We start from the raw sequence: 26,935 nt of genomic DNA, 5'->3' as shown, positions 1-26,935 counted from the left end.
AAAACACTTTAGCATTTTAAAGTGATGAATAAAATATGCTCGAATCTCTTGTCACCCTCCATATATTTTGTTATTATCAGACTTATTGATTATTCTTTATTACGCTAAAGCATTAAAGGAGAATTTGCATGGAAAATGATCTGGTCATACGACGCTTGAAATTTGCTTTGGATTACACCCGATTATTAGACGACGAAAAATACAGGCTGGTGGACATGAATATGGTCGAGCCTTTCACCATTGAGGATAAACGCCATCACCCCTCGGCCATTATTCTCGAACGCAATGAGCAGCTGTTCTCCATACGGAGCGATTGGACGTGTTCATTGCTGAACTATAGCGAGAATTATCATCTTGACCAGCGCTTCTTCGGCTACTTCGGCCCTGTCGTGCGGGACTACACCACGGTCCATCAGGCAGGGGTGGAACTGTACCGCCCTTCTAATGATGAAATTCTGGAGAGCATCGACATGCACCTGTCATTCATCACCGACAGATACGCGCAGTCGTTCCATTCCATCGTGGTCAACGATGATGCGCTGCTCGACCTCTACATCAGCAAATATGTATTGGATGGGAACATCCGGCACCTCGTGCACGAGAAGAACCTCTCCGAGCTGAAGAAGTGCCTTGGACCGGAGCATCCGCTCTATGCACTCCTGTCTGCAAAAGTCAGCGACCAGATCGATCTTGGTCAATGAAGAGTTTGCAGAACATGACATCATGCGTTTCATCGCAAGACTCAGGGAGATATTGGAAAAGTATGGAATGAAATTCATGCTGGACCTGTCATTCCGCTCTCCCCAGTCCTACTACAACGGATTCTATTTCCAGGCATTCCTGGATCATGACCACCCGCTCCTAAGCGGCGGGGAATACAACAGCAGTGCTTTCGGCATTGCTGTAAACCTATCCGATGGAGGGTTATTATGATAACTGTGGCACTGACGAAAGGGCGTCTTTTCAAAGACTTCCTGAAATATATGAGTGAAAATGGCCTCGCCGACTACAGCACTGCACTCGAAGATGAGACGCGCTCACTCTACACGATAGTGAACAATGTCAAATTCATCTTCGCCAAAGGACCGGATGTGCCAACTTATGTAGAGAGCGGTGTAGCGGACCTCGGAATCGTCGGCTCCGACATCATCACCGAAAACCCGTTCAATATATTGAATGTGTCGCAGCTGCCGTTTGGGGACTGTCATTTCTCTGTAGCTGCCCTGCCCGGCCAGGAAAGTTTCGGGACCATCGCAACGAAATATACCAATATCGCAAAAGAGCACTTCAAAAATAAAAAGCAGGATATTTCCCTTATCCACTTAAACGGCTCGGTGGAACTCGCACCGCTCCTCGGGCTGTCAGACGGCATCGTTGATATCGTCCAGACAGGCAGTACCTTGAAAGATAATGGCTTGGTCGAATATGAAAAGATCATGGATATCCATGCGCGCCTGATTGCGAACAAACGGACTTTCTATACGAAGGAAGATGAAATATATGGCTTCCTGACTGAAATTGGAGTGATTGAATGAATACAGAGGAGTTTAAGGCCAGCTTCACAAAAGAGCAGGAGACGGTCGGATTCGAAGGCTACAAAGGCGTCATGGAAATTATCGAGCGCGTCCGTACAGAAGGGGATGCCGCGCTGCGCAGCTATACCGAACAATTCGACGGACAATCACCGGAAACGTTCAAAGTGCCTAAAGAAATGCTGAGTGACAGTTATGATGCATTGTCCCTTGAGGAAAAAGAAGCGTTCGAAACAATTCGTAAGCGCATTGAGCGATACCAGCAAAGCATCAAGTATGAAGATAAGGCAGATGGTGAATTCCAGTATGTCTATCACCCGCTTGAAAAGGTCGGGGTCTATATCCCGGGCGGCACTGCCCTTTATCCCTCAAGCGTACTGATGACGGTCGTGCCCGCGATTGCAGCAGGCGTACGGGAAATCCATGCCGTCACCCCGACTTTTGATTCGAATAACATCACATTCGCCGCGCTATACGCATGCGGTATAGAAAATGTCTATACAGCTGGCGGCGCCCAGGCGATTGCCGCGCTCGCCTACGGCACCGAGTCGATACCAAAAGTCGACAAGATCGTGGGGCCCGGCAATTACTATGTCGCGCTCGCCAAGCGACTGCTGTTCGGCCAGGTCGGCATCGATATGATCGCCGGGCCGAGTGAAATACTGATCTATGTCGATGATGCTGTGCATATCGATGCCATCGTGTATGATATTTTCGCCCAGGCGGAGCACGATGCCAATGCACGGACATTCCTCCTCAGTGAGGACCCGGCAATCATCGACCGGATTGCAGAACGGATGGACGCGCTTGTGGATCAGCAGTCACGCAGCAGCATCATCCGCCAATCCATCGCACATAACCACTACCGTATCGTCGATTCGCGCGAGTCCCTAATCGGCCTGATCAATGATGTGGCCCCAGAGCACGTTTCAATCCAGCATAAAGATGCTGAGATGATCATATCGAACATCAAGTATGCCGGCGCCGTCTTCAATGGCTACTATTCACCTGAAGCGATCGGCGACTATGCGGCAGGGCCTTCCCATGTACTTCCGACGGATGGCACAGGCCGCTTCAGCCATGGCTTGAACATCAATGATTTCCTGACGAGCCATGCTGTCATCTCCATCGAAAAAGACACTTACGGAACAATTGCACCACCGGCAAAAATCATAGCACAGCGCGAAGGCCTCGACGCCCATCACCAATCTTTGGATATCCGAATGGAGTGACGATATGATTCATATGGACCGCAACACGAGCCCCCTGCCACCGCTCAGCCATGAAGCCCTGATGGAAGCTGTAGGAGAAACTGCTTTAAATGAATATCCGAGCGTCGAGATAGGCCGCTTCAAGCGCCTCTACGCCGATTATTATGATATCGGCAGCGATACCGTCGAAGTCGCAAACGGCTCTGACGAATGGATCCAGAAGGCGATCATGACACTTGGCCAAGGCGGCGTCATGACGCTCGAACCTGATTTTGTCATGTATCACGAATACGCCCGTCAAATAGATGTACATGTCCACACCATCCCGTGCGATGACGACTTCCTTTTCGATTTCTCGGCAGTCATAGGGGAAGTGGAGGCGAAACGGCCTTCCCTCTTCCTCATATCGGTGCCGCACAATCCGACCGGGCAGATGTTCAGCCCGGACGACCTGCAGCGGCTGTCGGACGCGATGGCGTCACATGGTGGTTACCTCATACTTGATGAAGCCTATTATGAATTCGCCTCGCCATATGTGCGCCGACCGGCCAGCATGTACTGATCATCCGCACATTGAGCAAAATGTTCGGAGTGGCCGGACTGCGCATCGGCATCGCCATCGGCGAAGGGGAAGCATTCAGGAGGATTACACGGATCAACCACCCGTATCCCGTCAACGCGCTGTCTTTGAACATCGCCAGCCGCATTTTCGAAGATCGTGAGGCACTCGAGGCATTCATCGAGTACCAGTTGGAGTCAAAAAGACAGCTCGCGGCTGCCCTCGGCAATATTTCCGATGAAGTGGCCGTGCTCGAGTCCTCCACAAACTTCATCTTCACATACGGTGAGCATGCACGCGACCTCGGCCATTTCATGAAGACGCGCGGCTATCAGCCACGGATGTACGACACGGCACCACTCGATGAGGCGGTCAGATACTCCATCATAAAGCATGAAGACTATGACCGGTTCAACCAACTAATCAAAGAATGGAGCAATCGACATGATCAGCAAGGAACGCACGACAAAAGAAACGGCAATCTCAATAGCACTCGATGAGGAAAAGTCACCCGGCGCCTCTTCCATCAAAACAGGCTCCGGCTTCTTCGACCATATGCTGACCCTCCTCTCATTCCATTCGGGCCTTCATATGGAGATTTCAGCACAGGGTGACCTGGAAGTTGATGCACACCACACTGTGGAAGATGTCGGCATCATATTGGGCAGCTCATCCGCGAATTGTATACGGCGAAGGCATCCTATCAGCGTTACGGCACCACGTATATTCCGATGGATGAATCGCTGGCCCGCGTGATACTCGACCTCTCCGGCCGCCCGCACCTCAATTTCCAGGCGGAGTTTTCAAAGTCGACAGTCGGAAACTTCGACACTGAGCTTGTGATGGAATTCTTTAATGCCGTCAGCATGAACAGCCGCATGACACTCCATATCGACCTATTGAAGGGCGGCAATACCCACCATGAAATCGAGGCCATCTTCAAGGCATTCGCAGAAGCCTTGCCGCCGCACTGCAGCCGAGCAGCATGGGCGTCCCTTCATCAAAGGGTGTCATCGAATGATCGGCATCATCGACTATTCACTCGGCAATATACAAAACGTCAAAAACGCCCTTGATAAGTTGGACTACCCGAGCCTCTTTTCAAGCGACTACGAAGTGCTGAAGGAATGTGACACCATTCTGCTGCCCGGCGTCGGCCATTTCGGTCATGCCATGACACACATCGAGACTTCTGGCCTTAAGCCGACACTCCTTAAACTGGCTGAAAATAAGCCACTGATCGGGATATGCCTCGGCATGCAGCTCCTTTTCGAACACAGTACCGAAGGGAACGTCAAGGGGCTGGGCCTGTTGCCCGGCGATATCGTGCGTATGGAGACAGCGCATCCGGTGCCGCACCTTGGCTGGAATACGCTCTCAAGCCACAGCCAAGTCTTGGATGGCAAGGACCTCTATTTCATCCACAGTTATATCGCCACCCGGACCGATACCGTCATTGCAACATCCGAATACGGCATCGACATTCCGGCAGTCGTCAAAAAAGGGCATATCACCGGCATCCAGTTCCATCCGGAAAAGTCAGGCCGCGCAGGTCTCGAAATCCTCAAACAGGCCATTGAAGGAGGCATATAGATGAACATCATCCCGGCAATCGACATCATCGATGGACAGAATGTCCGCCTCACACAAGGAGATTACGGCAAAAAGTCTGCGATGGCACGCACACCTGAAGAAGCCGTTAAATTCTACAGCGGCTTCAAGCAAGTTTCACGCATCCATATCGTCGATCTGATGGGTGCTTTGAAGCAGGACGCCACGGAAACGACGCTCGTCCAGAAGTTGAAACGAGAGACCCACCTGCCGATCCAGATTGGTGGCGGACTCAGAAGCATTGACACGATTGAGCACTATGACGCAATTGGCATCGATCATTTCATCCTCGGCACCCGGGCCATCATGGATATGGAATGGCTCAGGTCGGCAGTGGAGAAGTTCCCGGACAGGATTTTCGTTGGCATCGATGCCAGACAGAACGACATCTATGTAAATGGCTGGATCGAAAACAGCGGCATCACGATCGATGATTACCTAGAAAAAATTGAAGATCTGGCACTCGCGGGCATCATCTATACAGATATCGCCAAAGACGGCATGGGGCAGGGCCCGAATCTTGAAAATACGGGGCGCATCAACGACTTGACGCACCACACCGTCATCGCAAGCGGCGGCATCCGGAACAAGGAAGACCTCGATGCGCTTAAAGCGATGGGCATCCATGACGCCATCGTCGGCAAGGCAAGCCACAATGATGACTTCTGGAGGGATATCACATGATCAAAAAACGTATCATACCCTGTCTTGATGTGACAGAGGGGCGGGTCGTCAAAGGGATAAACTTCGTCGGGTTAAGAGATATCGGGGACCCGGTCGAGCTCGCCACCTGCTACAATGAAGCCGGGGCCGATGAGCTCGTCTTCCTCGATATTTCAAAGACCCAGAAGGGCCATGATCTGATGCTTGACGTCATCAGGAATACAGCCGAAACACTCTTCATCCCCCTTACTATAGGCGGCGGCATTTCATCCGTTTCAGATATACGCGATCTTCTGAATGCAGGGGCCGACAAAGTCAGCATCAATTCCGCGGCAATCAAAAATCCGCAGCTGATAGAAGAAGCCAGCCGGATGTTCGGCAGCCAGTGCATCTGTGTCGCCGTCGATGTGAAATACGATGCTGAAGCTGGGGATTATTTCGTCCATACCCATGGAGGGTCCGTAAAGACTGAAATTCCGGCATTCGAGTGGATTGCGCAATGTGAATCACTCGGCGCCGGGGAACTGCTGATCACGAGCATCGACCATGACGGGGTGAAGGAAGGATTCGACATCGATTTTCTGACCAAGGCCAATGAATCAGTCCAGATCCCGATCATTGCGAGCGGAGGCGCCGGCAACCCGGAACATTTCATAGAACTCTTCAATGAGACGGATGTTTCTGCAGGGTTGGCCGCTTCCATCTTCCATAATGAAGAAGTTGAAATCGAAGATCTGAAACAAAAATTGAAGGCGAGCGATATAGAGGTGAGGATCATATGAAACCGGATTTCGAAAAGGGGGGCGGCCTCCTATCCGCCATTCTGCAGGACGCACATACAGGGCAGGTGCTGATGAATGGCTTTATGGACGAAACTGCATACCAGAAGACTCTCGAAGAAGGAATGGTCTGTTTCTACTCGAGGTCGAAGGGGCGCCTGTGGAAAAAAGGCGAGACGAGTGGCAATGTCCAGATTGTCAAAAGCATGGCACTCGATTGCGACTCGGATGCCCTGCTCATCCAGGTCGAACCAAAAGGGCCGACTTGCCACCTCGGCAGTCAAAGCTGCTTCGGGGATACGCATTTCAACCTGCAGACGCTGGATCGGATAGTTGGACGCAAGGTGGAAGCGCCTGAAGCAGGGTCATACACCAAATACCTCATTGAGGAAGGCACGGATAAGATCTTGAAGAAGTGTGGGGAAGAAATGACGGAAGTCGTCATCGCTGCAAAAAATAGCGATAGGGATGAGCTGATCGACGAGACGAGCGATCTGCTTTATCATACGCTTGTGCTTTTGAAAAATCAGGGTGTTTCCCTCAAAGAAGTGGAGGATAACCTGAAGCTCCGGCACGGCCAGGACCTCACCTATAAAGTGCGCGGGGAGATAGATGAATGGTAATGGAAAAAGCCTCTGACTTCGTGTCAGAGGTTTTTCCTATATCCGGATTCATCGAGTAGGTGTGGCCCTTCAAATAATGGCCCCAGTATAGCTTTAACGGCACTCGAGTGGAATTCCTCCAGTACCGCTATATTTCTACGCTACGCCGCTCCAGAACATTCCTATAGGGGAGCGTTCTACCATCCACGCTCCTGCATGCGTTCTTCAGCGGACAGTTGCTTGATGTCGAGCCCTTTCATCGCTGTACCCAGTTCTTTTGAAAGCTGGCCGATCAGTTCATAATCCTGATAGTTCGCGGTCGCCTGCACAATCGCTTTGGCGAATTTCTCAGGCTGGTCCGATTTGAATATGCCGGAGCCGACAAATACGCCGTCTGCGCCCAGCTCCATCATCAACGCAGCATCTTGAGGCGTGGCCACACCGCCGGCTGCGAAGTTGGTGACCGGCAGCCTGCCCGCTTCTTTTATCTGCTTGAGGATTTCATAGGGTGCGCCGTGGTTCTTCGCTTCCGTCATCAGCTCATCATCGCTCATGACGCTGATTTCACGGACTTGTCGGCTGACCATGCGCAGATGTCTGACGGCTTCTACAATGTTGCCGGTGCCCGGCTCGCCCTTCGTCCTGAGCATCGATGCCCCTTCTCCGATGCGTCTTGCGGCTTCTCCGATGTCCCGGCAGCCACATACGAACGGTACCGAATAGTCATCCTTCTTCAAGTGGAACACTTCGTCTGCCGGCGTGAGTACTTCGGACTCATCTATATAGTCGATTCCCATGGCTTCAAGGACCCTTGCTTCCGTGATGTGGCCGATCCTGCACTTCGCCATTACCGGTATCGATACTGCATCGACGACCTGTTCGACGATTCCCGGATCGCATGCCCTTGCTACTCCGCCGGCTGCACGGATATCGGACGGTACACGCTCTAACGCCATAACCGCTACAGCCCCGGCTGCTTCCGCTATCCTTGCCTGCTCGGCATTGACGACATCCATGATGACCCCGCCTTTTTGTATCTCGAGTTTGTTTTTGCTGCTGTCAATTTGAATGTGTGGCATATGTAATGACTCCCCTTAAATTGATTTTTCACTAATTTAGTATAAAATTAAATCTGATCACTTATAAGTGCCAGATTAAAACAAATTCAGGGGGTCAGATTATGCTTATCCATTTGGATAAAGCCGCAAGCCAACCACTTTTCGAGCAGCTCTATACCATCATCAAATCCCAGATTTTAAATGGAGATCGTGGTGCCGATGAGAAGTTACCGAGCAAACGGCAGCTGCAGGAGGATCTGTCGGTCAGTCAGACGACGATTGAACATGCCTACCACCTCCTGGTGGATGAGGATTTGATCTACAGCAAGGAAAAGAGCGGCTATTATGTATCAGCGATCGAACAGCTCAAGCAGGTCGATGCCTCGGGCGCCCCTGACATTGAACGCCCCCGAAAAAAAGAATACCGGCTGCCGCTCGGCACCATCGACACGTCCCTTGTCCAGAGTGATGCCCTGAAACAGATTGCACGGGAGATATACTCGGATGCCGAACTTTTGAATAAAGGGGAAGACAGCGGCGAATCCCGACTGAAGGCCCAGATACAGAAATACCTCCATCTGAGCCGGGGGTGACATGTTCCATCGACCAGATATTCATCGGTCCTTCCACAGAGTTCCTCCTCGAGCAGGTGCTCTATCTGCTCAAATATCCGCGCATGACGATTGAAGATCCAGGTTATCCCGTGATACAGAAAGTGCTGGAGAAATATGATGGCGGTATGGACCCAGCCCGGGTCTTTAGTGACGGCATAGATATAGGCCAGGTGGCGGCCTATGACAACCCTGTAGTGCATGTGACGCCTTCCCACCAATTTCCAAGCGGTGCGGTGATGTCACTTAAAAAACGCATCCAACTGCTCAACTACGCAGGGGACGAAGGCCACTACATCATAGAGGACGACTACGACAGCGAATTCCGCTATACAGGGCGCCCCCTTCCTTCATTGCAGGGGCTGGATCAGAACGACCGCACCATCTATATGAGCACTTTTTCGAAGTCGCTCTACCCTTCCCTGCGGCTGTCGTGCATGGTACTGCCACCAGCGCTTGCAGAACTCTACTATAAGAAGGAGATGGCGTGCAATGTGCCGCGGCAGAACCAGCATATCGTCGCACGCTTCATGGAAGATGGCTACTTCAACCGCCACATCAACCGTATGAGAAAAGTCTATAAGAAGAAGATGGAGGAGATCACCAGCTGGGTACGCACCCATTACGCCGTCCATATCGAGGGGGAGCATACAGGGATGCACTTCATCCTCAGGCTCAAAGGCAAAAATCTAAAAGACCAGGCCATAGAGCATGGTCTGGTCCACGGTGACGCCTATTCATATTCAAATCATATGACCGACTCGGTCGTAATCGGCATCGGGGAAAAGGACAGTGATGAAATCATCAGCATCCTGAAGGCCTTCCTGGAAAATTGCGCGCGGTTATAATCAAGCATCATTCAGGCCAAAAAAAGAGACATGAAATCCTCCATGTCTCTTGAGTGGGCCTAGGTGGACTCGAACCACCGACCTCACGCTTATCAGGCGTGCGCTCTAACCAACTGAGCTATAGGCCCCCGGTATATGTAATTGAAATATGGAGACTAGCGGGATCGAACCGCTGACCTCCTGCGTGCAAAGCAGGCGCTCTCCCAGCTGAGCTAAGCCCCATGATGTGATGAATCTAAAGAGTCGGGAAGACAGGAATCGAACCTGCGACCCCTTGGTCCCAAACCAAGTGCTCTACCAAGCTGAGCTACTTCCCGTGGTTGCTGAGCGCGCCCGAGAGGATTCGAACCCCTAGCCTCCTGATCCGTAGTCAAGCGCTCTATCCAATTGAGCTACGGGCGCATAAGCAAAAAAAATAAAACGGCATAACCGCTTAATAAAAAATGGAGCGGAAGACGGGATTCGAACCCGCGACCCCCACCTTGGCAAGGTGGTGTTCTACCACTGAACTACTTCCGCAAATAAGTTTAACAGATATTACTTTATCAATTAATTCCTGGTCCGTCAAGAGTAAAATGGTGCCGCCCAGAGGAATCGAACCCCCAACCTACTGATTACAAGTCAGTTGCTCTGCCAATTGAGCTAGAGCGGCTGAGTATGGACTTAAATGGTGGAGAATGACGGGTTCGAACCGCCGACCCTCTGCTTGTAAGGCAGATGCTCTCCCAGCTGAGCTAATTCTCCTGGATGATCATTTCACCATCAACCTTTTCCATCATACTCCATTTGGCACCAGAAAGTCAACCTTCTTTACATTTTAAATGGAATAAAAATACACCCCAGAATCTACTGGAGTGTATTCCATTACTATTTCTGCCTCATATAAGGGAACAGCAGGACATCCCGGATGGATGCAGAATCGGTCAACAGCATCACCAGACGGTCTATGCCGATGCCAAGCCCACCTGTAGGCGGCATGCCGTATTCAAGCGATTCCAGGAAGTCTTCATCCATATCATGCGCCTCGTCGTTGCCCGCTTCTTTCTCGGCAACTTGAGCTTCAAAGCGCCTTCTCTGATCGATCGGGTCGTTGAGTTCCGTGAATGCGTTGGCGTGCTCGCGCCCGACGATGAACAGCTCGAAGCGGTCTGTAAACCTTGGATCTTCGGCGTTCTGCTTAGCCAGTGGTGAAATCTCAACTGGATGACCGTAGACGAATGTCGGCTGAATGAGCGTTTCTTCTACTTTCTGTTCAAAGAACTCATTTAATATGTGACCATACTGCATATTGTCACGCACTTCGATACCATGCTCTTTGGCGAGTGCATGCGCTTCCTCATCAGACTCTACGCTGTAGAAGTCGACACCCGTCTTCTCTTTGACCGCCTCGACCATATGCACCCGTTTCCATCTTGGTGTCAGATCGATTTCTTCACCGCCATATTCGACAACTGTCGTACCGTTGATGTTTTTGGCGATGTGGGCGACCATCTCTTCCGTAAGATCCATAATATCATTGAAATCCGCATATGCTTCATACAACTCAATCATCGTGAATTCCGGATTATGGCGTGTTGAGATGCCTTCGTTCCTGAACACACGGCCGATTTCGTAGACTTTTTCGAGGCCTCCGACAATCAGGCGTTTCAGATGCAGTTCTATTGCGATACGCATGAACAGCTCCATATCAAGGGCATTGTGGTGTGTCACGAAAGGCCGTGCCTGTGCCCCGCCTGCAATCGTATGCATCATCGGTGTCTCGACTTCAAGGAAATTGCGCTGGTTCAGATAGTTGCGCATCTCCTGGATGATTTTACTGCGTTTGATGAACGTCTCTTTTGAGTCTTCACTCGTAATCAGATCGAGGTAGCGTCTGCGGTAACGCTCTTCAACATCTTTTAGGCCATGGTACTTGTCAGGCAATGGGCGCAGTGCCTTAGTCAGCAGCGTAAACTCCTGTGCCTTGACGGATAGTTCTCCCGTGTTGGTCTTGAACATCACACCTTTGACCCCGACGATATCTCCAAGGTCCGCCTGCTGCCATATTTCAAAATCGGCTTCACCCACCTGATCCTTCCTGACATAGATCTGGATCTTGGCCGTTGATGTCCTGGATATGCGCAAATCCGGCTTTACCTTTACCACGCTTGGTCATCAGGCGGCCTGCGATCATCGTCTCAGATTGGTCTTCCTTTTCAGCAAGCTCTTCTTTAGAGAATGCATCCCATTCTTCCTTCAGATCACTTGAATATGCTGTACGTTCGTATTTCGAACCGAAAGGATCCATGCCAAGATCGATAAGCTGCTGCATTTTTTCTCTTCTGACATTTATCTGGTCGTTTATTTCTTCACTCACAGTTTCTCTCTCCTATACTATTAATTCTGTATTGTTTGCTTGATGTTCCGCTACGAATTCATCGAGCACTTCAACAAGCTGGGATCTCGTTTCAGATTGGTTGATCCCTTTCCTTATCCGGCCATTGCCCTTTATATTCTTCATATACCAAGAAGCATGTTTGCGCATCTCCATAAGTGCCACCTTCTCACCTTTAAGGTCGATCAGACGGTCCATATGCAGTTTAAGTACATCCATCTTCTCTTTCAGATCGGGCTCCCCGATGAGTTCACCTGTTTCCAAGTAATGCACCGTGCGGTAGATCATCCACGGGTTACCAAGCGCCTCACGGCCGATCATGACTGCGTCGACCCCTGTTTCATCGAGCATCTTCTGGGCCAGCTCCGGCGACGTGACATCGCCGTTGCCGATGACGGGAATGTCCACCGCCGCCTTGACCTGGCGGATGATTTCCCAATCCGCTTGCCCTTCGTACATCTGCTCGCGGGTACGTCCGTGCATCGTGATCGCAGCGGCGCCTGCTTTTTCGGCCATTCTTGCGTTCTCCACTGCATAAATATGCGCGCTATCCCATCCGATCCTCATTTTGACGGTCACCGGCTTGGAGACATTCTGAACGACAGCATTGACCATGTCATATATCTTCTCGGGATCCAGTAGCCAACGCGCACCGGCCTCACACCGGATGATTTTAGATACCGGGCACCCCATATTGATGTCAATGATATCAGCTGAGGTGTTCTCATCCACATATTTCGCCGCCTCAACCAGCGTCTCCTTTTCACCACCGAATATCTGGAGTGACATCGGATGTTCATTTTCATCGATATACAGCATGCGCTTAGTCTTTTCATTGCCGAACAGAAGCGCCTTATCACTGATCATTTCCGCACATACAAGGCCAGCCCCGAATTCTTTCACAGTCAATCTGAAGGCCACATTGCACACCCCAGCCATAGGGGCAAGGACGACCCTGTTATTTATCTCAACATCACCGATTTTAAACATTGTGCCCACCTGCTTCAAGCTCTTTCTTCAAGGTGCCGATCGTCTTGCCGAAAGTGGGGTGGACGACATCTGCGGCGATTTCTGAGAGTGGGTTAAGGACAAAGTCACGCTTATGCAACTCAATGTGCGGAATGGTCAACTCATCCAGTTCAAGCTCCAGATCTTCGTAGAGCAGTATGTCGATATCAATTGTCCTGGGCCCAGACTTCTTCCCTGACACGCCCCATATCATGTTCGATGATGTGGATCAGCTCCAGAAGCTCAAGTGGTGAGACACGGGTTTTGATCATCAGACACATATTCAAAAAGTCAGGCTGATCCGTCTTTCCGTATGGCAGGGTTTCGATTATCGAAGAACGTTTTACGACTTCCACTTCTGGCTGCTCATCAAGTTTTTGGATGGCCATCTCCAGGTTATCGCTGCGTTTTCCAATATTGCTTCCCAATCCTAAATATACAACCGCCATTAATTTTCCCGCTTTCTATTCAGAGTGATGCTGACGTTTTCGTAGTGCCCTTCAATTGGAGGGTTCACTTTAGTTATCGTCACTTCTACTCCTACTATTTTATCATATCGGTCAAACAAGGTCTGCGACACCTTTCCCGCCAAATATTCTATAAGGTTGACAGGTTCCCCTGCAATCACATCTTCTATCAACTTATAGGCTTCGCCGTAATTGACCGTCAGATCGAGATCATCCGTCGTGGAGGCGGCTGTCAGATCGAGGTGCATGGTGACATCTGTGATGAAGAATTGTCCCAGCTGACGCTCCGCATCAAATACCCCGTGATACGCATATGTTTTAATGCCATTTATCTTAATGTTATCCATCGAGATCCTCCTTGAGCTTGATGTAGGCGTCAGCAATCTTCCGATTAAGCCGGACATTATGGACGCGCACCGCCCTGACTCCTTTATCGATACCATAGATCGTCGTTGCGGCAGTGGCTTCGTCACGTTCGGCAGCCGGCAATTCTTCAGTCATCAATTCCTTGATCATGCGTTTACGGCTTGTGGCCAAAAGTACAGGATAACCTGTTGCCACCAGCTCCTCTAGGCGCCGCATGACTTCAAGCTCCTCTTCACGCGTCTTCGCAAACCCGATACCGGGGTCAATCCAGATTTTGTCCGCCTTGACGCCACGGGATTTGGCCATCTTAATGGAAGTCTCGAGCTCCCCGATCATATCCGGTACCACATCTCCGTACGTTCCATGGGTATTATTGTGCATCAGAAAAATCGGGACGTCGTAGTCGCTCACGACATCGAATATCTTTTCATCGTATTGGCCCCGCCACTGGTCATTGATCATCGTCGCACCAGCCTCCAGGGCGCTCTTTGCAACTTCACTCCTGAATGTGTCGACCGCTATATCCGCACCTATTCCGCGAATCGCTTCAATGACAGGGACGACCCTTTCGATTTCTTCTTCTATACTGATTGTGCTGTGCCCGGGACGGGTCGAATAGCCCCGACATCGATGATGTCGGCACCTTCTGAAACCATCTTTTCAGCACGGGCGACAGCATCCTCCACTGAATTATACTGGCCGCCATCACTGAAGGAATCCGGCGTCACATTCAATATGCCCATGATTTGAAGGCGCTCCATACACTCACCCTTTTCCACAATATTAGGTGTAGTATATCACAACTCAAGCATGAAATATAATCCTCCCAAAGACAAAATAAAATACCATATCCTATGTCGGACATGGTATTTCTTCAATTCCTCTAATCTTCAAAGTTGAATAGTGGGGTGGAAAGGTAACGCTCCCCGTTTGACGGCAATACTGTGATGACTGCCTTGCCTTCGCCGAGCTTCTTCGCCACGTCAAGGCTCGCCTTGATGGCTGCACCTGACGAGATGCCGCCCAGTATGCCTTCTTCAGCGGCAAGCTTGCGCGCCCAATCCATCGCCTCGTCGTTACCGATCTGCAGCACTTCGTCATAGATTTCTGTATTCAGCGTACCTGGGATGAATCCTGCGCCCAGGCCCTGCAGTTTGTGCGGGCCGGGTCACCGCCGCTCAACACTGCAGAATCTTCCGGCTCGACCGCATAGATGCCGATATCCGGATATTTCTCTTTCAGAACTTTACCGGCACCTGATATCGTGCCTCCTGTTCCGATTCCGGCTACGAATGCACCGACATCAAGTCCTTCGGACTGATCCACAAGTTCGCGGCCTGTCGTCTTTGCGTGTATTTCTGGATTGGCCATGTTCTCAAACTGTTGCGGCATGAAATAGCTATGCTTATCGGCAAGCTCTTCTGCCTTCTTGATGGCACCCTTCATGCCTTCAGCGCCTGGTGTGAGGATGAGTTCTGCACCGTATGCCTTCAAGAGGTTACGGCGTTCTTTACTCATTGTGTCAGGCATGACGAGAACCGTCTTATACCCTTTACTTGCGGCGACCATCGCAAGTCCGATACCAGTGTTGCCGCTGGTAGGTTCAATGATGGGCGTGTCCTCAGTCAGCACGCCTTCTTCTTCAGCACGCTCGATCATCGACAGTGCAATTCTGTCTTTGACGGAACTGCCCGGATTCATGAATTCGAGCTTGACATAGATGTCCGCCATGCCGTCATCGGTCAGTCGATTCAGCTTTACAAGCGGTGTATTGCCGATCACTTCAGAAATATTGTTATAAAGTCTGCCCATATAAACACTCTCCTATTCCTAGTTGTTGACTATGGATAATATAACATTTTATCTGTATCCAATCAATTTTAATGGGTCAGGAGCGCCTGCAGTTCTTCCTTCTCAATCCATACTTTGTTGCGGCAGAAATGACAATCCGCTTCCGCTCCGCCATCTTCCTGTATCATCGTGATGATCTCTTTTGGGTCAAGTGAAGCGATGGCATTGAGGAAACGTTCTTTTGAACAGTTACATTCAAATTTCACCGGTGATTCGTCAAGCACCCTCCAGTTCTCTGCGCCTATCGCTTCATCTATGATTTCTACAGGGGATAATCCAGCATCAATCAGCTTGGACACAGGGGTCATCTCTTTCGCACGCTGATCCAAGTAGCGGATGGTCTCATCGCTTGCACCCGGCATCACCTGAATGATGAATCCGCCCGATGCCTTGATTGAGTTGTCGGGATTGACCAACACCCCAAGCGCTACGATGGAAGGCACCTGCTCACTTGCGTAGAAGTAATAGGAAAAATCTTCTCCAATCTCTCCGGATACGATTTCCGTCGAGCCCGTAAAGTGTTCCTTCAAACCGATATCTTTCGCCACACTTAAATAGCCATCTGTGCCCACTGCACGACTGACATCAAGCTTACCTTTATCATTAAGTGGAAAATGCACTTCAGGATTGCTGAGATAGCCGCGCACGGTTCCTTTGGCATTGCTGTCGACCACTATGGCGCCGACCGGCCCGCCACCTTGCAGCGTCAGTGTGACCTTCTCCTCATTTTTAAGCATTGATCCCATCATCAATCCTGCAGTCATGGAGCGTCCAAGAGCGGCAGCTGCCGTCGGCAATGCCCCGTGTCTGCTTACTGCTTCATTTACCGTTTCTGTAGTATCCACTGAAAAAATACGTATTTCATCATTCATTCCAATTCCTCTGACCAAGTGGTCCATCCAATTTCCTCCTATAAATCACCAAAAGTCGCCCTCAGGCGACTTTGGCATCAATTTCTTCAGTTATTCTGCCATCTAGTTCTGTCCACGATCATTTCGATCATCGACAGATGCATCTTGTCCATTGCGATAACCTTTGTCATCGTCTTGGCCCATCGTATTGTGAAGTTTCTTCCTGCTCCACCACTTCTTCCTCATCTTCTGACGAGTGGTGCAAGTTCTCCTTCACCTCTTTATAAGATGAACCTGGTTTTTCTTCTTTATCTTCCTGATCTTCGTCATAGACACGAACAGGGAGCTCACCATGATAGAAGAGTCCTTCAATCTGTTCACGGTCGAGCGTCTCTTCAGTAAGGAGCGTCTCCGCGATCAGGTTGAGCTGTTCCTGGTGTTCCGTCAATATCTGACGGCAGCGCTCGTACTGTGTCTTGACGATACGCTGCATTTCCTGGTCGATTTCATACGCGATATCATCAGAGTAGTTCGGATCTGACTGCATATCTTTACCAAGGAATACTTGGCCGTTCGAATCTCCAAATTGAAGCGGTCCGAGCTTTTCACTCATACCATACTCCGTAACCATGCTGCGCGCAATGCCTGTGGATCTCTGGAAGTCGTTATGGGCACCTGTGGATACTTCACCGAATGAGATTTCTTCGGATACGCGGCCACCGAGCAGCCCTACAATCTTATCCTCGAGTTCAGGTTTGGTCATGAAGTAGCGATCTTCCTTAGGAAGCATCACTGCATAACCACCAGCCTGGCCACGCGGTACAATCGTCACTTTGTGCACCATATCGGCATCGTCAAGCACCATGCCGATGACGGTGTGGCCCGCTTCATGATAGGCGACTATATTGCGTTCCTTCTCGGAGATGACGCGGCTCTTCTTGGCAGGTCCGGCGATGACGCGGTCTGTCGCTTCATCGATGTCCCGCATATCAATTTTGCGTTTATCGGATCTTGCCGCCACGAGAGCTGCCTCGTTCAGAAGGTTCTCGAGGTCTGCGCCGGAGAAGCCAGGCGTTCTGGCTGCGATTGCACCGAGGTCGACGGATTCATCGAGCGGCTTATCTTTAGCATGTACCTTCAGTACTGCTTCACGGCCTTTGACATCCGGACGACCAACCGGAATCTGTCTGTCGAAACGGCCTGGACGAAGTAGTGCAGGGTCCAGGATATCCGGTCTGTTCGTTGCAGCAATCAGGATGATACCTTCGTTTTCACCGAAGCCATCCATTTCCACCAACAGCTGGTTCAATGTCTGTTCACGCTCATCGTGTCCACCACCGACACCGGCACCACGCTGGCGTCCGACAGCATCGATCTCATCTATGAAGATGATGCATGGGGAGTTCTTCTTGGCGTTTTCAAACAGGTCACGTACACGGGAGGCACCTACACCGACGAACATTTCGACGAAGTCGGAACCGCTGATGGAGAAGAACGGTACACCCGCTTCCCCTGCTACAGCTCTTGCGATCAATGTCTTACCGGTACCTGGTGGTCCAACCAGCAGCACCCCTTTAGGGATACGTGCACCGATACGGTCAAAGCGGCGTGGATCTTTCAAGAAGTCGACGACTTCCACAAGTTCAGCCTTTTCTTCATCTGCCCCTGCGACGTCATCAAAATGGACTTTCTTCTTGCTTTCGTCATAGAGCTTCGCTTTACTCTTGCCGAAATTCATCACACGGCCACCGCCGCCACCGCCGCCACCTTGTGCCTGACTCATCAGGAACAGGAAGAGGAAGAGGATAAGCAATAGCGGAATGAAAGTGAACAGCATGCTTGTCCAAGGACTCTGCTCTTCGGCAGGTTCAATGGTAAAGTCCAAGCTTTCCTGCGCTTTTGCACTTTCCAGTATCTGATCGAGGTCCGACGTGCTGTTATATGGAATGACCGAAGTGAAAGACTCCTGCTCATTCTGATCTGCCAGACGCCCCTCGACGAGATATACGTTCTGCTCGGGCTGGAGCGTGAGCGATTCTATGTTGCCTGCATCCAGCTCCTCGAGGAATTCTCCATATTGAAGCTCTTCTTCAAGAGCTGAATCACCATTAAAACTTTGAAATATACCAAACATTATAACTGATAAAATCAATATCAGCACGATGTTACGGCCTATATTCTTAGGCATCCGTAAACCTCCATTTCTAATACAACTAAAAGGAATAGTACCATAATTTCATAGCAATATTCCACTTTTTTGATTTATTTTACCGACTTATATAATTCCGGTTTCAAAAGACCGATATAAGGCAGATTGCGGTACTTCTCATCGAAATCAAGGCCGTATCCCACAACAAAACCATCCGGGATTTCAGTGCCGACATATTTGACGTCCACTTCAAGTTTCCTGTTTACCGGTTTATCGAGCAGGGTCACGATCTCAAGTGATGCTGCGTTGCGGTATTCGATCAGATCTACGATGGAGTTCAACGTCGTTCCTGTCTCAATGATGTCTTCAACCACCAATATATGGCGTCCGTCCACAGAGGTCGATAGATCCTTCAGTATTTTGACTTCCCCTGAAGATTCAGTTCCCACATAGCTGGAGACATCCATGAAATCAATTTCAAGATGCGTATCTATGTACTTGACCAAATCACCCATGAACATGATCGAACCCTTCAGCAGTCCGACAAGTATTGGGGTCTTCCCTTCATAATCTTCAGTAATCTTCTTACCGAGCCGTCTTGCTATATCCTGTATTTCTTCTTCAGATAATACAATTTCGCTAATATCATTTCTTAGGCTCATCAGTAAACTCCTTCTCAATAAGTAATCGACTATCTTTTTCCTTGTCATCCATTATATTATAAATTTCACCCAGTGCAATGATTTGATCATTCTGATCCAGGATGACCGGCATCTCCCCCTGTCGTCAGCAGGGACCTTCTTGTCGATGAAGATGCGGGATAGTTTCTTTGTCCCCGTGCCCGGCACGTGCATCCGATCTCCTGTCTGCCTTGTCCTGACGGTAAGTGGATAATAATCTGGGTGGAGAGCGGCGGTGATCCTGTAGCCATTGAACATGTATGTGCCATCACAATCGATCGCCAGTGTATCTTCTTTGGGCACTTCTCCGGATGCGACCGTCATCTTGTCATATGCAATGACGAGCCGTACGTCACCGATATCGAATGAAGTGTTCGATAGATCCGATGCCGCGATTCCAATAATCTCTTCGGCATGGCGCCTTCTTATGGTGGCATCGTGTTGCTTCAACCATTTCACCAGGATGTAGAACTTCAAAATGGCACGCTGGCCATTGAAGTTGGAACGATCGAGGCCACTCTCCTGCCCTCTAAGGAAATCCTCTGCCATTTCCGAAAGCATGGCGTCGATCGCCCCCATGTCCTCCTTGATCTGGAGAAGATGTTTCGCATCAAGATGGTTGCTCGCCTTGATCGGCGGTATGATATGGTGCCGGATGTAGTTCCGTGTATAGTCGCTGGCACTGTTTGTTTCATCTTCGAAGAATGTAATCGCGTGCTCGGCGCAATAGGCTTCAATCGTTCTGCGGGAAATGCCGATCATCGGCCGGACGATTTCATATGAGCCCGACTGCCTGACATCCGGAATCCCCATCGCACCCGGAAGATGACGCCCGGACAACAGGCTGTGCAGCACCGTTTCATACTGATCATCAAGATGATGTGCAGTAGCCAGTACCCCGGCACCGTGCTTTTTCATCATTCTGTCGAAGAAACGGTAACGTTCGGCCCTGGCCACCTCTTGATTAAATGACGATGCCGGGATATCCAGAAGTAACCATTTCAAATTGGTGGCCGTCGCGCATGGCCATATCACGGATGTACTCCGCCTCGTACAGCGATGCCTCACGCTGACCATGGTTGACATGAAAAAGCACAAGCTTCTCCTGCCTGTCTAGATAGCGCGTATGCAGCAGGTGATAGAGCACCATCGAATCGACTCCACCTGATATGGCAAGTCCCACCGTTTCATCCTGATGCCAGGGTATGAAGAGTTCCATAGCCTCATCCTTCTTAAAATAAAATAAGACGATTACAGGAATCGTCTGATTATATATCTATCTTTTGCCGCCTCGGCGTGACTCCGTCTGCTTCTTGATTGTCGAGAGGCGATCTTCGCTGTCTTTCATGAAGCTTGAGAGCTTCTTCTCGAAATCCTCAGGAGATGATTCCTTGCGCGGCTTGGGTTTAGGTTTCTGTTCTTTTGCCTTTTTGATGGACAGGCTGATTTTACCATCGTCACCAACGGATAGGACTTTCACTTCTATTTCTTCGCCCACACTAAGGTGTTCGTTGATATCTTCCACATACTGATCTGCAACCTCACTGATATGCACAAGTCCTGTCTTGCCTCCCGGTAATTGTACGAACGCACCGAAATTCTTGATACCTGTGACCTTACCTTTTACTTTACTGCCCACTTCAACTGACATCTTGATATATGATCCTCCCAATTAGCATTTAATCTCTTACCATCATACCATTAAATAGAAAAATAATCATTACAATATGCAATGATTATTCTTCATGTTCTTTATTTTCTTTCGGCTCTTCTTCTGTTCCATTCTGTTCTTTAACATCAGGGAGATTGAAGATGATTTCCCCTTCTTCCGATAGGGAGAACTCACTCCTTGCGATCCGCGCTATATAATCGTCATCATTCAATTGCTTGATCTGCTGTTCCAGATCTTTTGATTCTTCAATGCGCTCTTCCAAAACCACCTGGGCCTGGACCCGCTCCTCATGGAGCAGTTGATTCTCGTTTTTCTGATTGAAGGCGATAAGGAGCATCACGCCCACTACAAGAAGCAGCAGACTGCCGATGACCATCGTACGTTTTTTGACGACGCGGTCCTGCGCCCGTTCCACTTTCTTCTCTTTCTCGCGCCTTTTTGTGTAATTGTTGATCACTTTAACAACTTTACTCACGGCAACACACCCTTAATTTGTCCGTACTCTACCTTTAAAATACACCATAAGGACGCCGTTTGCTAGAGGAAATCAGAATCTCTTTCAATTTTCTGTTCTTTTATTATTTCATACATACGCTCGGCATCTTCTTTCTTTGCGTGAGCGCCGAGCTCCATGACCTTCAAAGTTACAATTTTACGACCGAACTCAATTTCGACGATGTCGCCGACGGATAGAACAGTCCCCGCTTTTGCCGCCCGGTCATTCACTTTCACCCTGCCGTCATCACTGATTTCCTTGGCCAACGTACGGCGCTTGATGACTCTGGCCACTTTCAGGAATTTATCAAGTCTCATTTTTGTACCCTCCTTCCTTCAGAATCTCATCCAGGGCTTTACCTTCATGGATCGTTTCCTTCATCCAGCTCAAGACAATTTCCCCATATGCTTTCTCGTGTTTGATCTTTTCGCGCTTGCCTTCCTTCTGCTTCGCCCGAGCCCAGACACGGTCGAGGTCTTCACGGGTCTCCACAACTTCTTCCCCGAAGACATGAGGGTGGCGTCTGATGATCTTTGCCGTCAGGCTCTCCAGCACATCATAGAAATCGAAGAAGCCATCTTTCCTGCCGATTGCGCTATGAAGGGCCACCTGAAGCAGGATGTCACCAAATTCTTCCACGATGGCTTCATCGTCCCCGTTTTCGATGGCTTCTATCACTTCATATGTTTCCTCTATAAGGTGCCGTTCGAGCGACTCGTGCGTCTGTTCCTTGTCCCATGGGCATCCATCTTCCCCGACGAGCACATCAAAAACCTCGACCATATAGTCGATGTCACGCATGTCGAGACGCTCGTCATCCACTTTCGGGATATACAGGCACAACAGGTTACCCGCTATGCCGCCATGGTCTATTTCGTGGAGTTGCGCGTCATATATCTTCTGCTGGGGCTGCCTGCTGCATCTACAACCTGGACTGCTGTATCGGCCGGATAATATTCCAACAGGGAGAGCTTGGCCTCCCCAAGACTATGCTGGTCATACACTTGTGTGACCAGGGTGTGCTGGCGGTGGTTCAAGTCTTTGATGCTGATGTTCATGCCATCTATGACTTGGAAGCCTTCATTTACAGGTATTTCAAGTGCTGTGACAACTGCATCGATGAAGCTCTGCCCGCCGGTTATCTTCAACTCCACTTCATTTGCCGCCGCGTGCTGCATGAGCAGTTCAGTAGTCGTTTCGTAAAAGAGCGGATGCCCCGGGACTGCATACAATACATCGGCTTCGGCCGCCTCATCAAGCAGCGTATCCACTATATGCCGGTACGTTCCCTCAAAAGAGTCATGCTGTTCATATACTTCATCAAAATCCATCAGCACCATGCCCGCTTCTTCCAGTGCCTGCACTGCCGGATGGTCTTTAGTACGCAGATGGATCTTTTCCGCCTGCGTCAGTCGCTGCCAGATGCCAAGTGGCATCTGGGCAAGGTCCGAACTACCCAGACCGATCACTTCTATTCTTTTCATAGGACTTCCTCCATTCTGCTTTCCTGTATCACTTCAAGGATCTTGACCAGTTGGGCGACGTCCCGGCTTTGGACCGTAATCTTCATTTCACCGTTTCTGGACGGCCACTTTCATGATGCGTCCGAATTCCTGGGTATCCATAAATAGTTTCTCCCCATCAATCTGTTCTGTCGATTTTTTGGAGACATATAGATAGAAGTGGCGTTTGTCCTCCTTCACCTGATAGATGCCGAACATGAGGGCGTAGACTTTGATGCGCACCAGCTGCAGGAGCCGCTCCACCTCTACCGGGTATTCACCGAAGCGATCGAGCAGCTCATCCTCGATATCACGGATCGTTTCTATCGATTCAGCACGCCTTAGGCGTTTATATATGTCTATCTTGGATTGTTCATGCGGAATGTAGGTCGCTGGAATATAGGCATCCAATGTCACATCGATCGGGATGTTCACCGGTTCTGATTCAGGCTCCATCCCCTGCTTTTCTTTGACTGCCGTCTCCAGCATCTCGGAGTACAGCTCATAGCCTACCGAGTCTATGAACCCGGACTGGTGTTTACCCAACAGATTTCCGGCACCCGTATATTCAAGTCCCGCATGGCAATCTTGAAGCCGCTGCCGAGTTCCGTGTATTCCTTGATCGCTTCCAGCCGTTTTTCGGCCACTTCGGTCAGGACTTTGTCCGGCTGATGGAAGAGATAGGCATAGCTGATCCTGTTGCTCCGTCCGACACGGCCCCGCAGCTGGTAGAGCTGGCTTAGGCCGAAGCGATCTGCATCTTCGATGATCAATGTGTTGGCATTCGGTACATCGACGCCCGTTTCAATGATCGTCGTCGTCACCAGTACGTCATATTCACCGTTGACGAAGGCGAACATGGTCTCCTCTATCTCTTTCTCATTCATCTTGGCGTGCATGACACCGACCTCGGCATCAGGTACGAGGGCTTCCACATGCGCCTTCTTCTGATAGATCGTATCGACCCTGTTATACAGATAGAAGACCTGGCCATCCCTGGCCATCTCCCGTTCTATCGCCTCCCGGACGAAGTCCGCCTGGTATTCGAGGACATAGGTCTGGACGGGAAAGCGGTTCTCCGGAGGCGTTTCGATGACCGACAGATCCCTGACACCCGACAGACTCATATGCAACGTACGGGGAATCGGAGTGGCCGTCAGCGTCAACACATCCACATTCGTCTTTAGTTGTTTGATCTTTTCCTTGTGCTTCACCCCAAAACGCTGCTCCTCATCTACGACAAGCAGGCCAAGGTCTTTGAATTGGACATCTTTCGACAGGATCTTATGTGTGCCCACCACAATATCGACGGTGCCTTCTTTGAGCCCTTCCCTTGTCTTTTTGAGCTGGGCCGGCGTCCTGAAGCGGCTCATCATCGCCACGTTCACCGGGAAGTCCTCTATACGCTCGATCAGGCTTTCGAAATGCTGCGCAGCAAGGATGGTGGTCGGGACCAGAAAAGCCACCTGCTTGCCATCCTGGACGGCTTTAAAGGCGGCCCGGATCGCAACTTCCGTCTTGCCGTAGCCGACATCCCCACAGAGCAGACGATCCATCGGCTGTTCGGCTTCCATATCTTTTTTGATTTCATTGACTGAAGCATACTGATCGGGCGTCGGTTCATATGGAAAGCGTTCCTCAAAGGACATCTGCATATCATTGTCCTCGGCAAATGCGTATCCCTTCGTCTGACTGCGCTCCTGGTAGAGCTTGATCAGCTCATCCGCTATCTCGTTGACGTTGGCCTCGACTTTCGCTTTCGTCTTCTTCCACTCCGTACCGCCGAGCTTGTGCATTTTAGGTTGGCCATCGTCACTCGCCACGTATTTTTGGACAAGATCCATCTGATCGACCGGAATGTACAGCTGGTCGGTCCCTTTATACTGGAGTTTCATATAGTCGTTATGGATGCCGGATACTTCCATCGTTTCAATGCCAAGGTAACGGCCTACACCATGGTGGAGGTGAACGACGTAATCGCCTACATTCAACTCCTGATAGGATTTGATCTTTTCGGCGTTGGAGAGCTTCTTTTGGCGCTTCTTCTTTCGGCTGGTCTTGTTGTACAGTTCCTTTGAGCCGAGTACCGCCACCTTCATGAACGGCAATATGAAGCCTTTAGGGAGTGCCCCTTCCGTAAGGACGATCCCGGAGTCCACGGGGATCTCCCGGATATAGCTCGGTATCTTCAAGTCTTCAAGAAGTTGACGTGTCTTCATGATCTCATCTTCATCACGGAGCACGATGTTTATCATATAGTCATCCTGGAGCATGCGGTTCAAATTGGACGCCAGAATATCATACTGGCCGTAATAGATTTCAGTCGGACGCACCGAAATCTTCACTATATGCCCGATGTCGACGGGCATGCTTTTAGTGAAGAGCGTAAAGTAGGTCGCACCTTTTATCGACAGCATGCGTTCATACTGGCCTTCAAGGAAGTTCCCACCACCTTTGAACATCCGCCCTGCGGCAACCATCGACTCATAATAGCTGCTTACCGATGTGAATTCTGCCTCGTACGCTGAAGCCATATTCTTCACTTCGTCGACGATTACACGGTGGTCCTCTGTAATATAGTCGATGATGGATATCGACCGTTCAAACAACAGATGGCTGTACTGGACCAGATGATTGAACGTCTGATCTGGATGCGTGACGGTATCATAATATTCATCAAGTGCTTCTTTCCCTGCCTGGTCGAGCTGTTCGCGTGTCTCCTGGTACAGCTTTTCGATCCTTTCGAGTAGCTGCTCCCGCTCTTGCCGCTCGATGATATGCTCTGCATGGGGCTCCATCGTGATTGCATCGATATTTTCGATGGAGCGCTGCGTTTCAGGATCTATGGATCGGAGTGAATCAACTTCATCGTCGAAGAACTCGATCCGTACAAGTTGCTCTGACATATAGACGTCTATGATGTCTCCGCGCACCGCAAATTCACCAAAATGGACTGCCTGATTCATCCTCCTGTACCCGAGGCTTACAAGATCTTCTATGAACTGGTCATAATCGATTACACTGCCAAGCTTGATGGTCTTCTCATAGCTTAGGAGCTTATCCTTCGGCATGACCGGCTTGAGGAGCCCGTGTACAGGCACGACGAATAAGCCCGGTTCATTGTGGGCCAGAGCAAATAGGCTGCTCATGCGCGACTTCATGAATTCAGGGCTTTGTTTGGCATGGTTTTCCACCATGATATCGCCGACCGGGAACGTATGGACATTATCCATCATGTCCATCAAGGGGTTGGCCAGTTTTTCCATCTGATGGTTATTCTGAACGAATATTACAATCGGACGCTTTTCAGCTTGCGCGAGTTCGTACAACAGGGCAGGTTTAAAGTCATCGTTGATGCCTGTCACCATCATGTTGAGGGCATCCCGATGATTCGCCACTTCCAAGAAGCGTTCATCTTCCTGGATGCGCCGGGATATATTCTTATTCATCTACATCACCATTATATTCTGTCATGATTTCCTGGAAGGGATCTGTAACAAATGCAGCTGAAGCTGCTCCAGACCGCTGAATGACTTTATCGAGCAGTTTGTGCTCAGCCTTCGGAAATTTGTCCAATACGTAATTCGGGATCGAGGAGCCGGGAGCCGGCCTGTCAATGCCAATCCTGATCCTGTTGTACTTTTCGGTACCAAGATGTTGGTTCAGCGATTTTATGCCATTATGGCCTCCACCACTCCCTTTTTGCCTCAGGCGTAATCTGCCGACAGGAAGGTCCAGATCATCATACAGCACCAAGATATCCTCCGTCTCAATATTATAATAGTCAAGGAGGGGTCTGACACCTTCACCGCTTAGGTTCATGAAAGTTTGAGGCTTTACCAGCATCACTTTCTGACCTTTATGATACCCCACACCAAAGTGGCATTTAAACTTTTTGTTCGACAGCTCTATACCGAGGTCATACGCCAGATGATCGATGACCATAAACCCAATGTTGTGACGCGTACCGTCATATTTCTTTCCTGGGTTCCCAAGACCGATGATACATTTCATATACTCACCTCATACAACGTGAAAAAAGGCG

General features: G+C 49.9%; 26 protein-coding genes, 7 tRNA genes and 6 pseudogenes. 13 read left to right on the top strand and 26 right to left on the bottom strand.

Annotated elements, in window-relative coordinates; all coding sequences use genetic code 11:
- Nucleotides 1-128: 128 nt before the first annotated feature.
- The 11 genes and pseudogenes from ACYF68_RS02085 (at nucleotide 129) to hisIE (ending at nucleotide 6,978) form a co-directional block, all read left to right on the top strand.
- Complete coding sequence (locus tag ACYF68_RS02085) at nucleotides 129-701, top strand: class-II aminoacyl-tRNA synthetase family protein (protein WP_461045249.1); 573 nt, start codon at nucleotides 129-131, stop codon at nucleotides 699-701.
- Nucleotides 691-933 (top strand): ATP phosphoribosyltransferase regulatory subunit, encoded by a 243-nt coding sequence (locus tag ACYF68_RS02080; protein ID WP_461045248.1) that lies wholly within the window; start codon nucleotides 691-693, stop codon nucleotides 931-933. Before ACYF68_RS02085 ends, ACYF68_RS02080 begins: the two co-directional genes overlap by 11 nt.
- Nucleotides 930-1,535 (top strand): ATP phosphoribosyltransferase, encoded by a 606-nt coding sequence (gene hisG / locus ACYF68_RS02075; RefSeq protein WP_461045247.1) that lies wholly within the window; start codon nucleotides 930-932, stop codon nucleotides 1,533-1,535. Before ACYF68_RS02080 ends, hisG begins: the two co-directional genes overlap by 4 nt.
- Nucleotides 1,532-2,764: a histidinol dehydrogenase gene (hisD, locus tag ACYF68_RS02070; protein ID WP_461045246.1), complete on the top strand. Its 1,233-nt coding sequence runs from the start codon at nucleotides 1,532-1,534 to the stop codon at nucleotides 2,762-2,764. Before hisG ends, hisD begins: the two co-directional genes overlap by 4 nt.
- Nucleotides 2,765-2,768: 4 nt before the next feature.
- The gene (locus tag ACYF68_RS02065; RefSeq protein WP_461045245.1) at nucleotides 2,769-3,305 is read left to right on the top strand and encodes an aminotransferase class I/II-fold pyridoxal phosphate-dependent enzyme; all 537 of its coding nucleotides are present in this window, start codon (nucleotides 2,769-2,771) and stop codon (nucleotides 3,303-3,305) included.
- A 20-nt stretch (nucleotides 3,306-3,325) separates the two neighbouring features.
- Nucleotides 3,326-3,802: an aminotransferase class I/II-fold pyridoxal phosphate-dependent enzyme gene (locus ACYF68_RS02060; RefSeq protein WP_461045244.1), complete on the top strand. Its 477-nt coding sequence runs from the start codon at nucleotides 3,326-3,328 to the stop codon at nucleotides 3,800-3,802.
- Nucleotides 3,747-4,378 (top strand): annotated as a pseudogene (gene hisB / locus ACYF68_RS02055) (imidazoleglycerol-phosphate dehydratase HisB). Before ACYF68_RS02060 ends, hisB begins: the two are co-directional and overlap by 56 nt.
- Nucleotides 4,320-4,895: an imidazole glycerol phosphate synthase subunit HisH gene (gene hisH / locus ACYF68_RS02050; RefSeq protein WP_380570707.1), complete on the top strand. Its 576-nt coding sequence runs from the start codon at nucleotides 4,320-4,322 to the stop codon at nucleotides 4,893-4,895. Before hisB ends, hisH begins: the two are co-directional and overlap by 59 nt.
- On the top strand, nucleotides 4,896-5,597 hold the full coding sequence (gene hisA, locus ACYF68_RS02045; protein WP_461045243.1) for a 1-(5-phosphoribosyl)-5-[(5-phosphoribosylamino)methylideneamino]imidazole-4-carboxamide isomerase: 702 nt from the start codon (nucleotides 4,896-4,898) through the stop codon (nucleotides 5,595-5,597).
- On the top strand, nucleotides 5,594-6,358 hold the full coding sequence (gene hisF / locus ACYF68_RS02040) for an imidazole glycerol phosphate synthase subunit HisF (RefSeq protein ID WP_461045242.1): 765 nt from the start codon (nucleotides 5,594-5,596) through the stop codon (nucleotides 6,356-6,358). The genes hisA and hisF overlap by 4 nt, the downstream gene beginning before the upstream one ends.
- Complete coding sequence (gene hisIE, locus ACYF68_RS02035; RefSeq protein ID WP_344703675.1) at nucleotides 6,355-6,978, top strand: bifunctional phosphoribosyl-AMP cyclohydrolase/phosphoribosyl-ATP diphosphatase HisIE; 624 nt, start codon at nucleotides 6,355-6,357, stop codon at nucleotides 6,976-6,978. The genes hisF and hisIE overlap by 4 nt, the downstream gene beginning before the upstream one ends.
- Before the next feature lie 176 nt (nucleotides 6,979-7,154).
- On the opposite strand, the gene pdxS is transcribed toward hisIE, so the two are convergent.
- On the bottom strand, nucleotides 7,155-8,036 hold the full coding sequence (gene pdxS / locus ACYF68_RS02030) for a pyridoxal 5'-phosphate synthase lyase subunit PdxS (protein ID WP_461045241.1): 882 nt from the start codon (nucleotides 8,034-8,036) through the stop codon (nucleotides 7,155-7,157).
- A 101-nt stretch (nucleotides 8,037-8,137) separates the two neighbouring features.
- Here pdxS and ACYF68_RS02025 point away from each other — a divergent pair, with 101 nt between their 5' ends.
- Together ACYF68_RS02025 and pdxR are read left to right on the top strand one after the other, a co-directional pair.
- On the top strand, nucleotides 8,138-8,608 hold the full coding sequence (locus ACYF68_RS02025) for a GntR family transcriptional regulator (RefSeq protein WP_461045239.1): 471 nt from the start codon (nucleotides 8,138-8,140) through the stop codon (nucleotides 8,606-8,608).
- Nucleotides 8,605-9,474: a MocR-like pyridoxine biosynthesis transcription factor PdxR gene (gene pdxR / locus ACYF68_RS02020; RefSeq protein ID WP_461045238.1), complete on the top strand. Its 870-nt coding sequence runs from the start codon at nucleotides 8,605-8,607 to the stop codon at nucleotides 9,472-9,474. The genes ACYF68_RS02025 and pdxR overlap by 4 nt, the downstream gene beginning before the upstream one ends.
- Nucleotides 9,475-9,528: 54 nt before the next feature.
- Here the strand turns inward: pdxR and ACYF68_RS02015 are convergent.
- From ACYF68_RS02015 to pth, 25 genes and pseudogenes are all read right to left on the bottom strand, one after another.
- Nucleotides 9,529-9,602 (bottom strand) — tRNA-Ile (locus tag ACYF68_RS02015).
- Between the two features lie 21 nt (nucleotides 9,603-9,623).
- Nucleotides 9,624-9,695, bottom strand: a tRNA-Ala gene (locus tag ACYF68_RS02010).
- 22 nt (nucleotides 9,696-9,717) lie between these two features.
- Nucleotides 9,718-9,791, bottom strand: a tRNA-Pro gene (locus ACYF68_RS02005).
- 11 nt (nucleotides 9,792-9,802) lie between these two features.
- Nucleotides 9,803-9,876: transfer RNA gene (locus ACYF68_RS02000), tRNA-Arg, on the bottom strand.
- A gap of 42 nt (nucleotides 9,877-9,918) precedes the next feature.
- Nucleotides 9,919-9,993, bottom strand: a tRNA-Gly gene (locus tag ACYF68_RS01995).
- Nucleotides 9,994-10,050: 57 nt separating this feature from the next.
- Nucleotides 10,051-10,126, bottom strand: a tRNA-Thr gene (locus tag ACYF68_RS01990).
- A gap of 16 nt (nucleotides 10,127-10,142) precedes the next feature.
- Nucleotides 10,143-10,218, bottom strand: a tRNA-Val gene (locus ACYF68_RS01985).
- A gap of 123 nt (nucleotides 10,219-10,341) precedes the next feature.
- Nucleotides 10,342-11,830: pseudogene (gene lysS / locus ACYF68_RS01980) on the bottom strand (lysine--tRNA ligase).
- A gap of 12 nt (nucleotides 11,831-11,842) precedes the next feature.
- Nucleotides 11,843-12,838, bottom strand: coding sequence for a tRNA dihydrouridine synthase DusB (dusB, locus tag ACYF68_RS01975; RefSeq protein WP_380570695.1), 996 nt, complete (start codon nucleotides 12,836-12,838; stop codon nucleotides 11,843-11,845).
- Nucleotides 12,831-13,245, bottom strand: a pseudogene (gene folK, locus ACYF68_RS01970) (2-amino-4-hydroxy-6-hydroxymethyldihydropteridine diphosphokinase). Before folK ends, dusB begins: the two are co-directional and overlap by 8 nt.
- A 59-nt stretch (nucleotides 13,246-13,304) precedes the next feature.
- Nucleotides 13,305-13,670, bottom strand: coding sequence for a dihydroneopterin aldolase (gene folB, locus ACYF68_RS01965; protein ID WP_380570694.1), 366 nt, complete (start codon nucleotides 13,668-13,670; stop codon nucleotides 13,305-13,307).
- Nucleotides 13,663-14,450, bottom strand: a pseudogene (gene folP, locus ACYF68_RS01960) (dihydropteroate synthase). The gene folB and the pseudogene folP overlap by 8 nt, the downstream one beginning before the upstream one ends.
- Nucleotides 14,451-14,572: 122 nt before the next feature.
- Nucleotides 14,573-15,501 (bottom strand): annotated as a pseudogene (gene cysK / locus ACYF68_RS01955) (cysteine synthase A).
- A gap of 68 nt (nucleotides 15,502-15,569) precedes the next feature.
- Nucleotides 15,570-16,439, bottom strand: a complete 870-nt coding sequence (gene hslO / locus ACYF68_RS01950; RefSeq protein WP_380570691.1) for an Hsp33 family molecular chaperone HslO — start codon at nucleotides 16,437-16,439, stop codon at nucleotides 15,570-15,572.
- Between the two features lie 139 nt (nucleotides 16,440-16,578).
- Nucleotides 16,579-18,579: an ATP-dependent zinc metalloprotease FtsH gene (ftsH, locus tag ACYF68_RS01945; RefSeq protein WP_461045237.1), complete on the bottom strand. Its 2,001-nt coding sequence runs from the start codon at nucleotides 18,577-18,579 to the stop codon at nucleotides 16,579-16,581.
- A 74-nt stretch (nucleotides 18,580-18,653) separates the two neighbouring features.
- Nucleotides 18,654-19,202 (bottom strand): hypoxanthine phosphoribosyltransferase, encoded by a 549-nt coding sequence (hpt, locus tag ACYF68_RS01940; RefSeq protein WP_344703696.1) that lies wholly within the window; start codon nucleotides 19,200-19,202, stop codon nucleotides 18,654-18,656.
- Between the two features lie 51 nt (nucleotides 19,203-19,253).
- On the bottom strand, nucleotides 19,254-20,225 hold the full coding sequence (gene tilS / locus ACYF68_RS01935; RefSeq protein WP_461045236.1) for a tRNA lysidine(34) synthetase TilS: 972 nt from the start codon (nucleotides 20,223-20,225) through the stop codon (nucleotides 19,254-19,256).
- On the bottom strand, nucleotides 20,185-20,439 hold the full coding sequence (locus ACYF68_RS01930; protein WP_461045234.1) for an ATP-binding protein: 255 nt from the start codon (nucleotides 20,437-20,439) through the stop codon (nucleotides 20,185-20,187). Before ACYF68_RS01930 ends, tilS begins: the two co-directional genes overlap by 41 nt.
- Nucleotides 20,440-20,496: 57 nt before the next feature.
- On the bottom strand, nucleotides 20,497-20,871 hold the full coding sequence (locus ACYF68_RS01925) for a S1 domain-containing RNA-binding protein (protein WP_344703700.1): 375 nt from the start codon (nucleotides 20,869-20,871) through the stop codon (nucleotides 20,497-20,499).
- Between the two features lie 85 nt (nucleotides 20,872-20,956).
- A complete protein-coding gene (locus ACYF68_RS01920; RefSeq protein WP_461045233.1) occupies nucleotides 20,957-21,367 on the bottom strand; it encodes an FtsB family cell division protein in 411 nt (136 codons plus the stop codon).
- Between the two features lie 62 nt (nucleotides 21,368-21,429).
- Complete coding sequence (locus ACYF68_RS01915) at nucleotides 21,430-21,705, bottom strand: RNA-binding S4 domain-containing protein (protein WP_344703704.1); 276 nt, start codon at nucleotides 21,703-21,705, stop codon at nucleotides 21,430-21,432.
- Nucleotides 21,695-22,231 (bottom strand): MazG nucleotide pyrophosphohydrolase domain-containing protein, encoded by a 537-nt coding sequence (locus ACYF68_RS01910; RefSeq protein WP_461045232.1) that lies wholly within the window; start codon nucleotides 22,229-22,231, stop codon nucleotides 21,695-21,697. Before ACYF68_RS01910 ends, ACYF68_RS01915 begins: the two co-directional genes overlap by 11 nt.
- Nucleotides 22,232-22,257: 26 nt before the next feature.
- Nucleotides 22,258-22,872 carry an SAM-dependent methyltransferase gene (locus ACYF68_RS01905; RefSeq protein ID WP_461045231.1) on the bottom strand — a complete coding sequence of 205 codons (615 nt, stop codon included), beginning with the start codon at nucleotides 22,870-22,872 and terminating at the stop codon, nucleotides 22,258-22,260.
- Between the two features lie 159 nt (nucleotides 22,873-23,031).
- Nucleotides 23,032-26,339 (bottom strand): annotated as a pseudogene (gene mfd / locus ACYF68_RS01900) (transcription-repair coupling factor); the annotation flags it as partial.
- Nucleotides 26,332-26,904: an aminoacyl-tRNA hydrolase gene (gene pth / locus ACYF68_RS01895; RefSeq protein WP_461045230.1), complete on the bottom strand. Its 573-nt coding sequence runs from the start codon at nucleotides 26,902-26,904 to the stop codon at nucleotides 26,332-26,334. The pseudogene mfd and the gene pth, both read right to left, overlap by 8 nt.
- Between the last annotated feature and the right edge of the window lie 31 nt (nucleotides 26,905-26,935).

The organism is Salinicoccus sp. CNSTN-B1 (assembly GCF_054792835.1).
Note: the sequence above shows the minus strand (reverse complement) of the source record. Positions and strands in the feature narration are given on the sequence as shown.

Excerpts from the sequence above, each read along its gene's own strand:
- ACYF68_RS01925 (WP_344703700.1), bottom strand. The coding sequence starts at position 20,871 with ATGTCAGTTGAAGTGGGCAGTAAAGTAAAAGGTAAGGTCACAGGTATC.
- dusB (WP_380570695.1), bottom strand. The coding sequence starts at position 12,838 with ATGTTTAAAATCGGTGATGTTGAGATAAATAACAGGGTCGTCCTTGCC.
- pdxS (WP_461045241.1), bottom strand. The coding sequence starts at position 8,036 with ATGCCACACATTCAAATTGACAGCAGCAAAAACAAACTCGAGATACAA.
- pth (WP_461045230.1), bottom strand. The coding sequence starts at position 26,904 with ATGAAATGTATCATCGGTCTTGGGAACCCAGGAAAGAAATATGACGGT.
- hisD (WP_461045246.1), top strand. The coding sequence starts at position 1,532 with ATGAATACAGAGGAGTTTAAGGCCAGCTTCACAAAAGAGCAGGAGACG.
- hisG (WP_461045247.1), top strand. The coding sequence starts at position 930 with ATGATAACTGTGGCACTGACGAAAGGGCGTCTTTTCAAAGACTTCCTG.
- ACYF68_RS01915 (WP_344703704.1), bottom strand. The coding sequence starts at position 21,705 with ATGAGACTTGATAAATTCCTGAAAGTGGCCAGAGTCATCAAGCGCCGT.
- ACYF68_RS01930 (WP_461045234.1), bottom strand. The coding sequence starts at position 20,439 with ATGGAACTCTTCATACCCTGGCATCAGGATGAAACGGTGGGACTTGCC.
- ACYF68_RS01905 (WP_461045231.1), bottom strand. The coding sequence starts at position 22,872 with ATGAAAAGAATAGAAGTGATCGGTCTGGGTAGTTCGGACCTTGCCCAG.
- hslO (WP_380570691.1), bottom strand. The coding sequence starts at position 16,439 with ATGGACCACTTGGTCAGAGGAATTGGAATGAATGATGAAATACGTATT.
- ftsH (WP_461045237.1), bottom strand. The coding sequence starts at position 18,579 with ATGCCTAAGAATATAGGCCGTAACATCGTGCTGATATTGATTTTATCA.
- hisA (WP_461045243.1), top strand. The coding sequence starts at position 4,896 with ATGAACATCATCCCGGCAATCGACATCATCGATGGACAGAATGTCCGC.
- ACYF68_RS02060 (WP_461045244.1), top strand. The coding sequence starts at position 3,326 with ATGTTCGGAGTGGCCGGACTGCGCATCGGCATCGCCATCGGCGAAGGG.
- hisH (WP_380570707.1), top strand. The coding sequence starts at position 4,320 with ATGATCGGCATCATCGACTATTCACTCGGCAATATACAAAACGTCAAA.
- hpt (WP_344703696.1), bottom strand. The coding sequence starts at position 19,202 with ATGAGCCTAAGAAATGATATTAGCGAAATTGTATTATCTGAAGAAGAA.
- ACYF68_RS02085 (WP_461045249.1), top strand. The coding sequence starts at position 129 with ATGGAAAATGATCTGGTCATACGACGCTTGAAATTTGCTTTGGATTAC.
- hisIE (WP_344703675.1), top strand. The coding sequence starts at position 6,355 with ATGAAACCGGATTTCGAAAAGGGGGGCGGCCTCCTATCCGCCATTCTG.
- folB (WP_380570694.1), bottom strand. The coding sequence starts at position 13,670 with ATGGATAACATTAAGATAAATGGCATTAAAACATATGCGTATCACGGG.
- ACYF68_RS02025 (WP_461045239.1), top strand. The coding sequence starts at position 8,138 with ATGCTTATCCATTTGGATAAAGCCGCAAGCCAACCACTTTTCGAGCAG.
- ACYF68_RS02065 (WP_461045245.1), top strand. The coding sequence starts at position 2,769 with ATGATTCATATGGACCGCAACACGAGCCCCCTGCCACCGCTCAGCCAT.
- hisF (WP_461045242.1), top strand. The coding sequence starts at position 5,594 with ATGATCAAAAAACGTATCATACCCTGTCTTGATGTGACAGAGGGGCGG.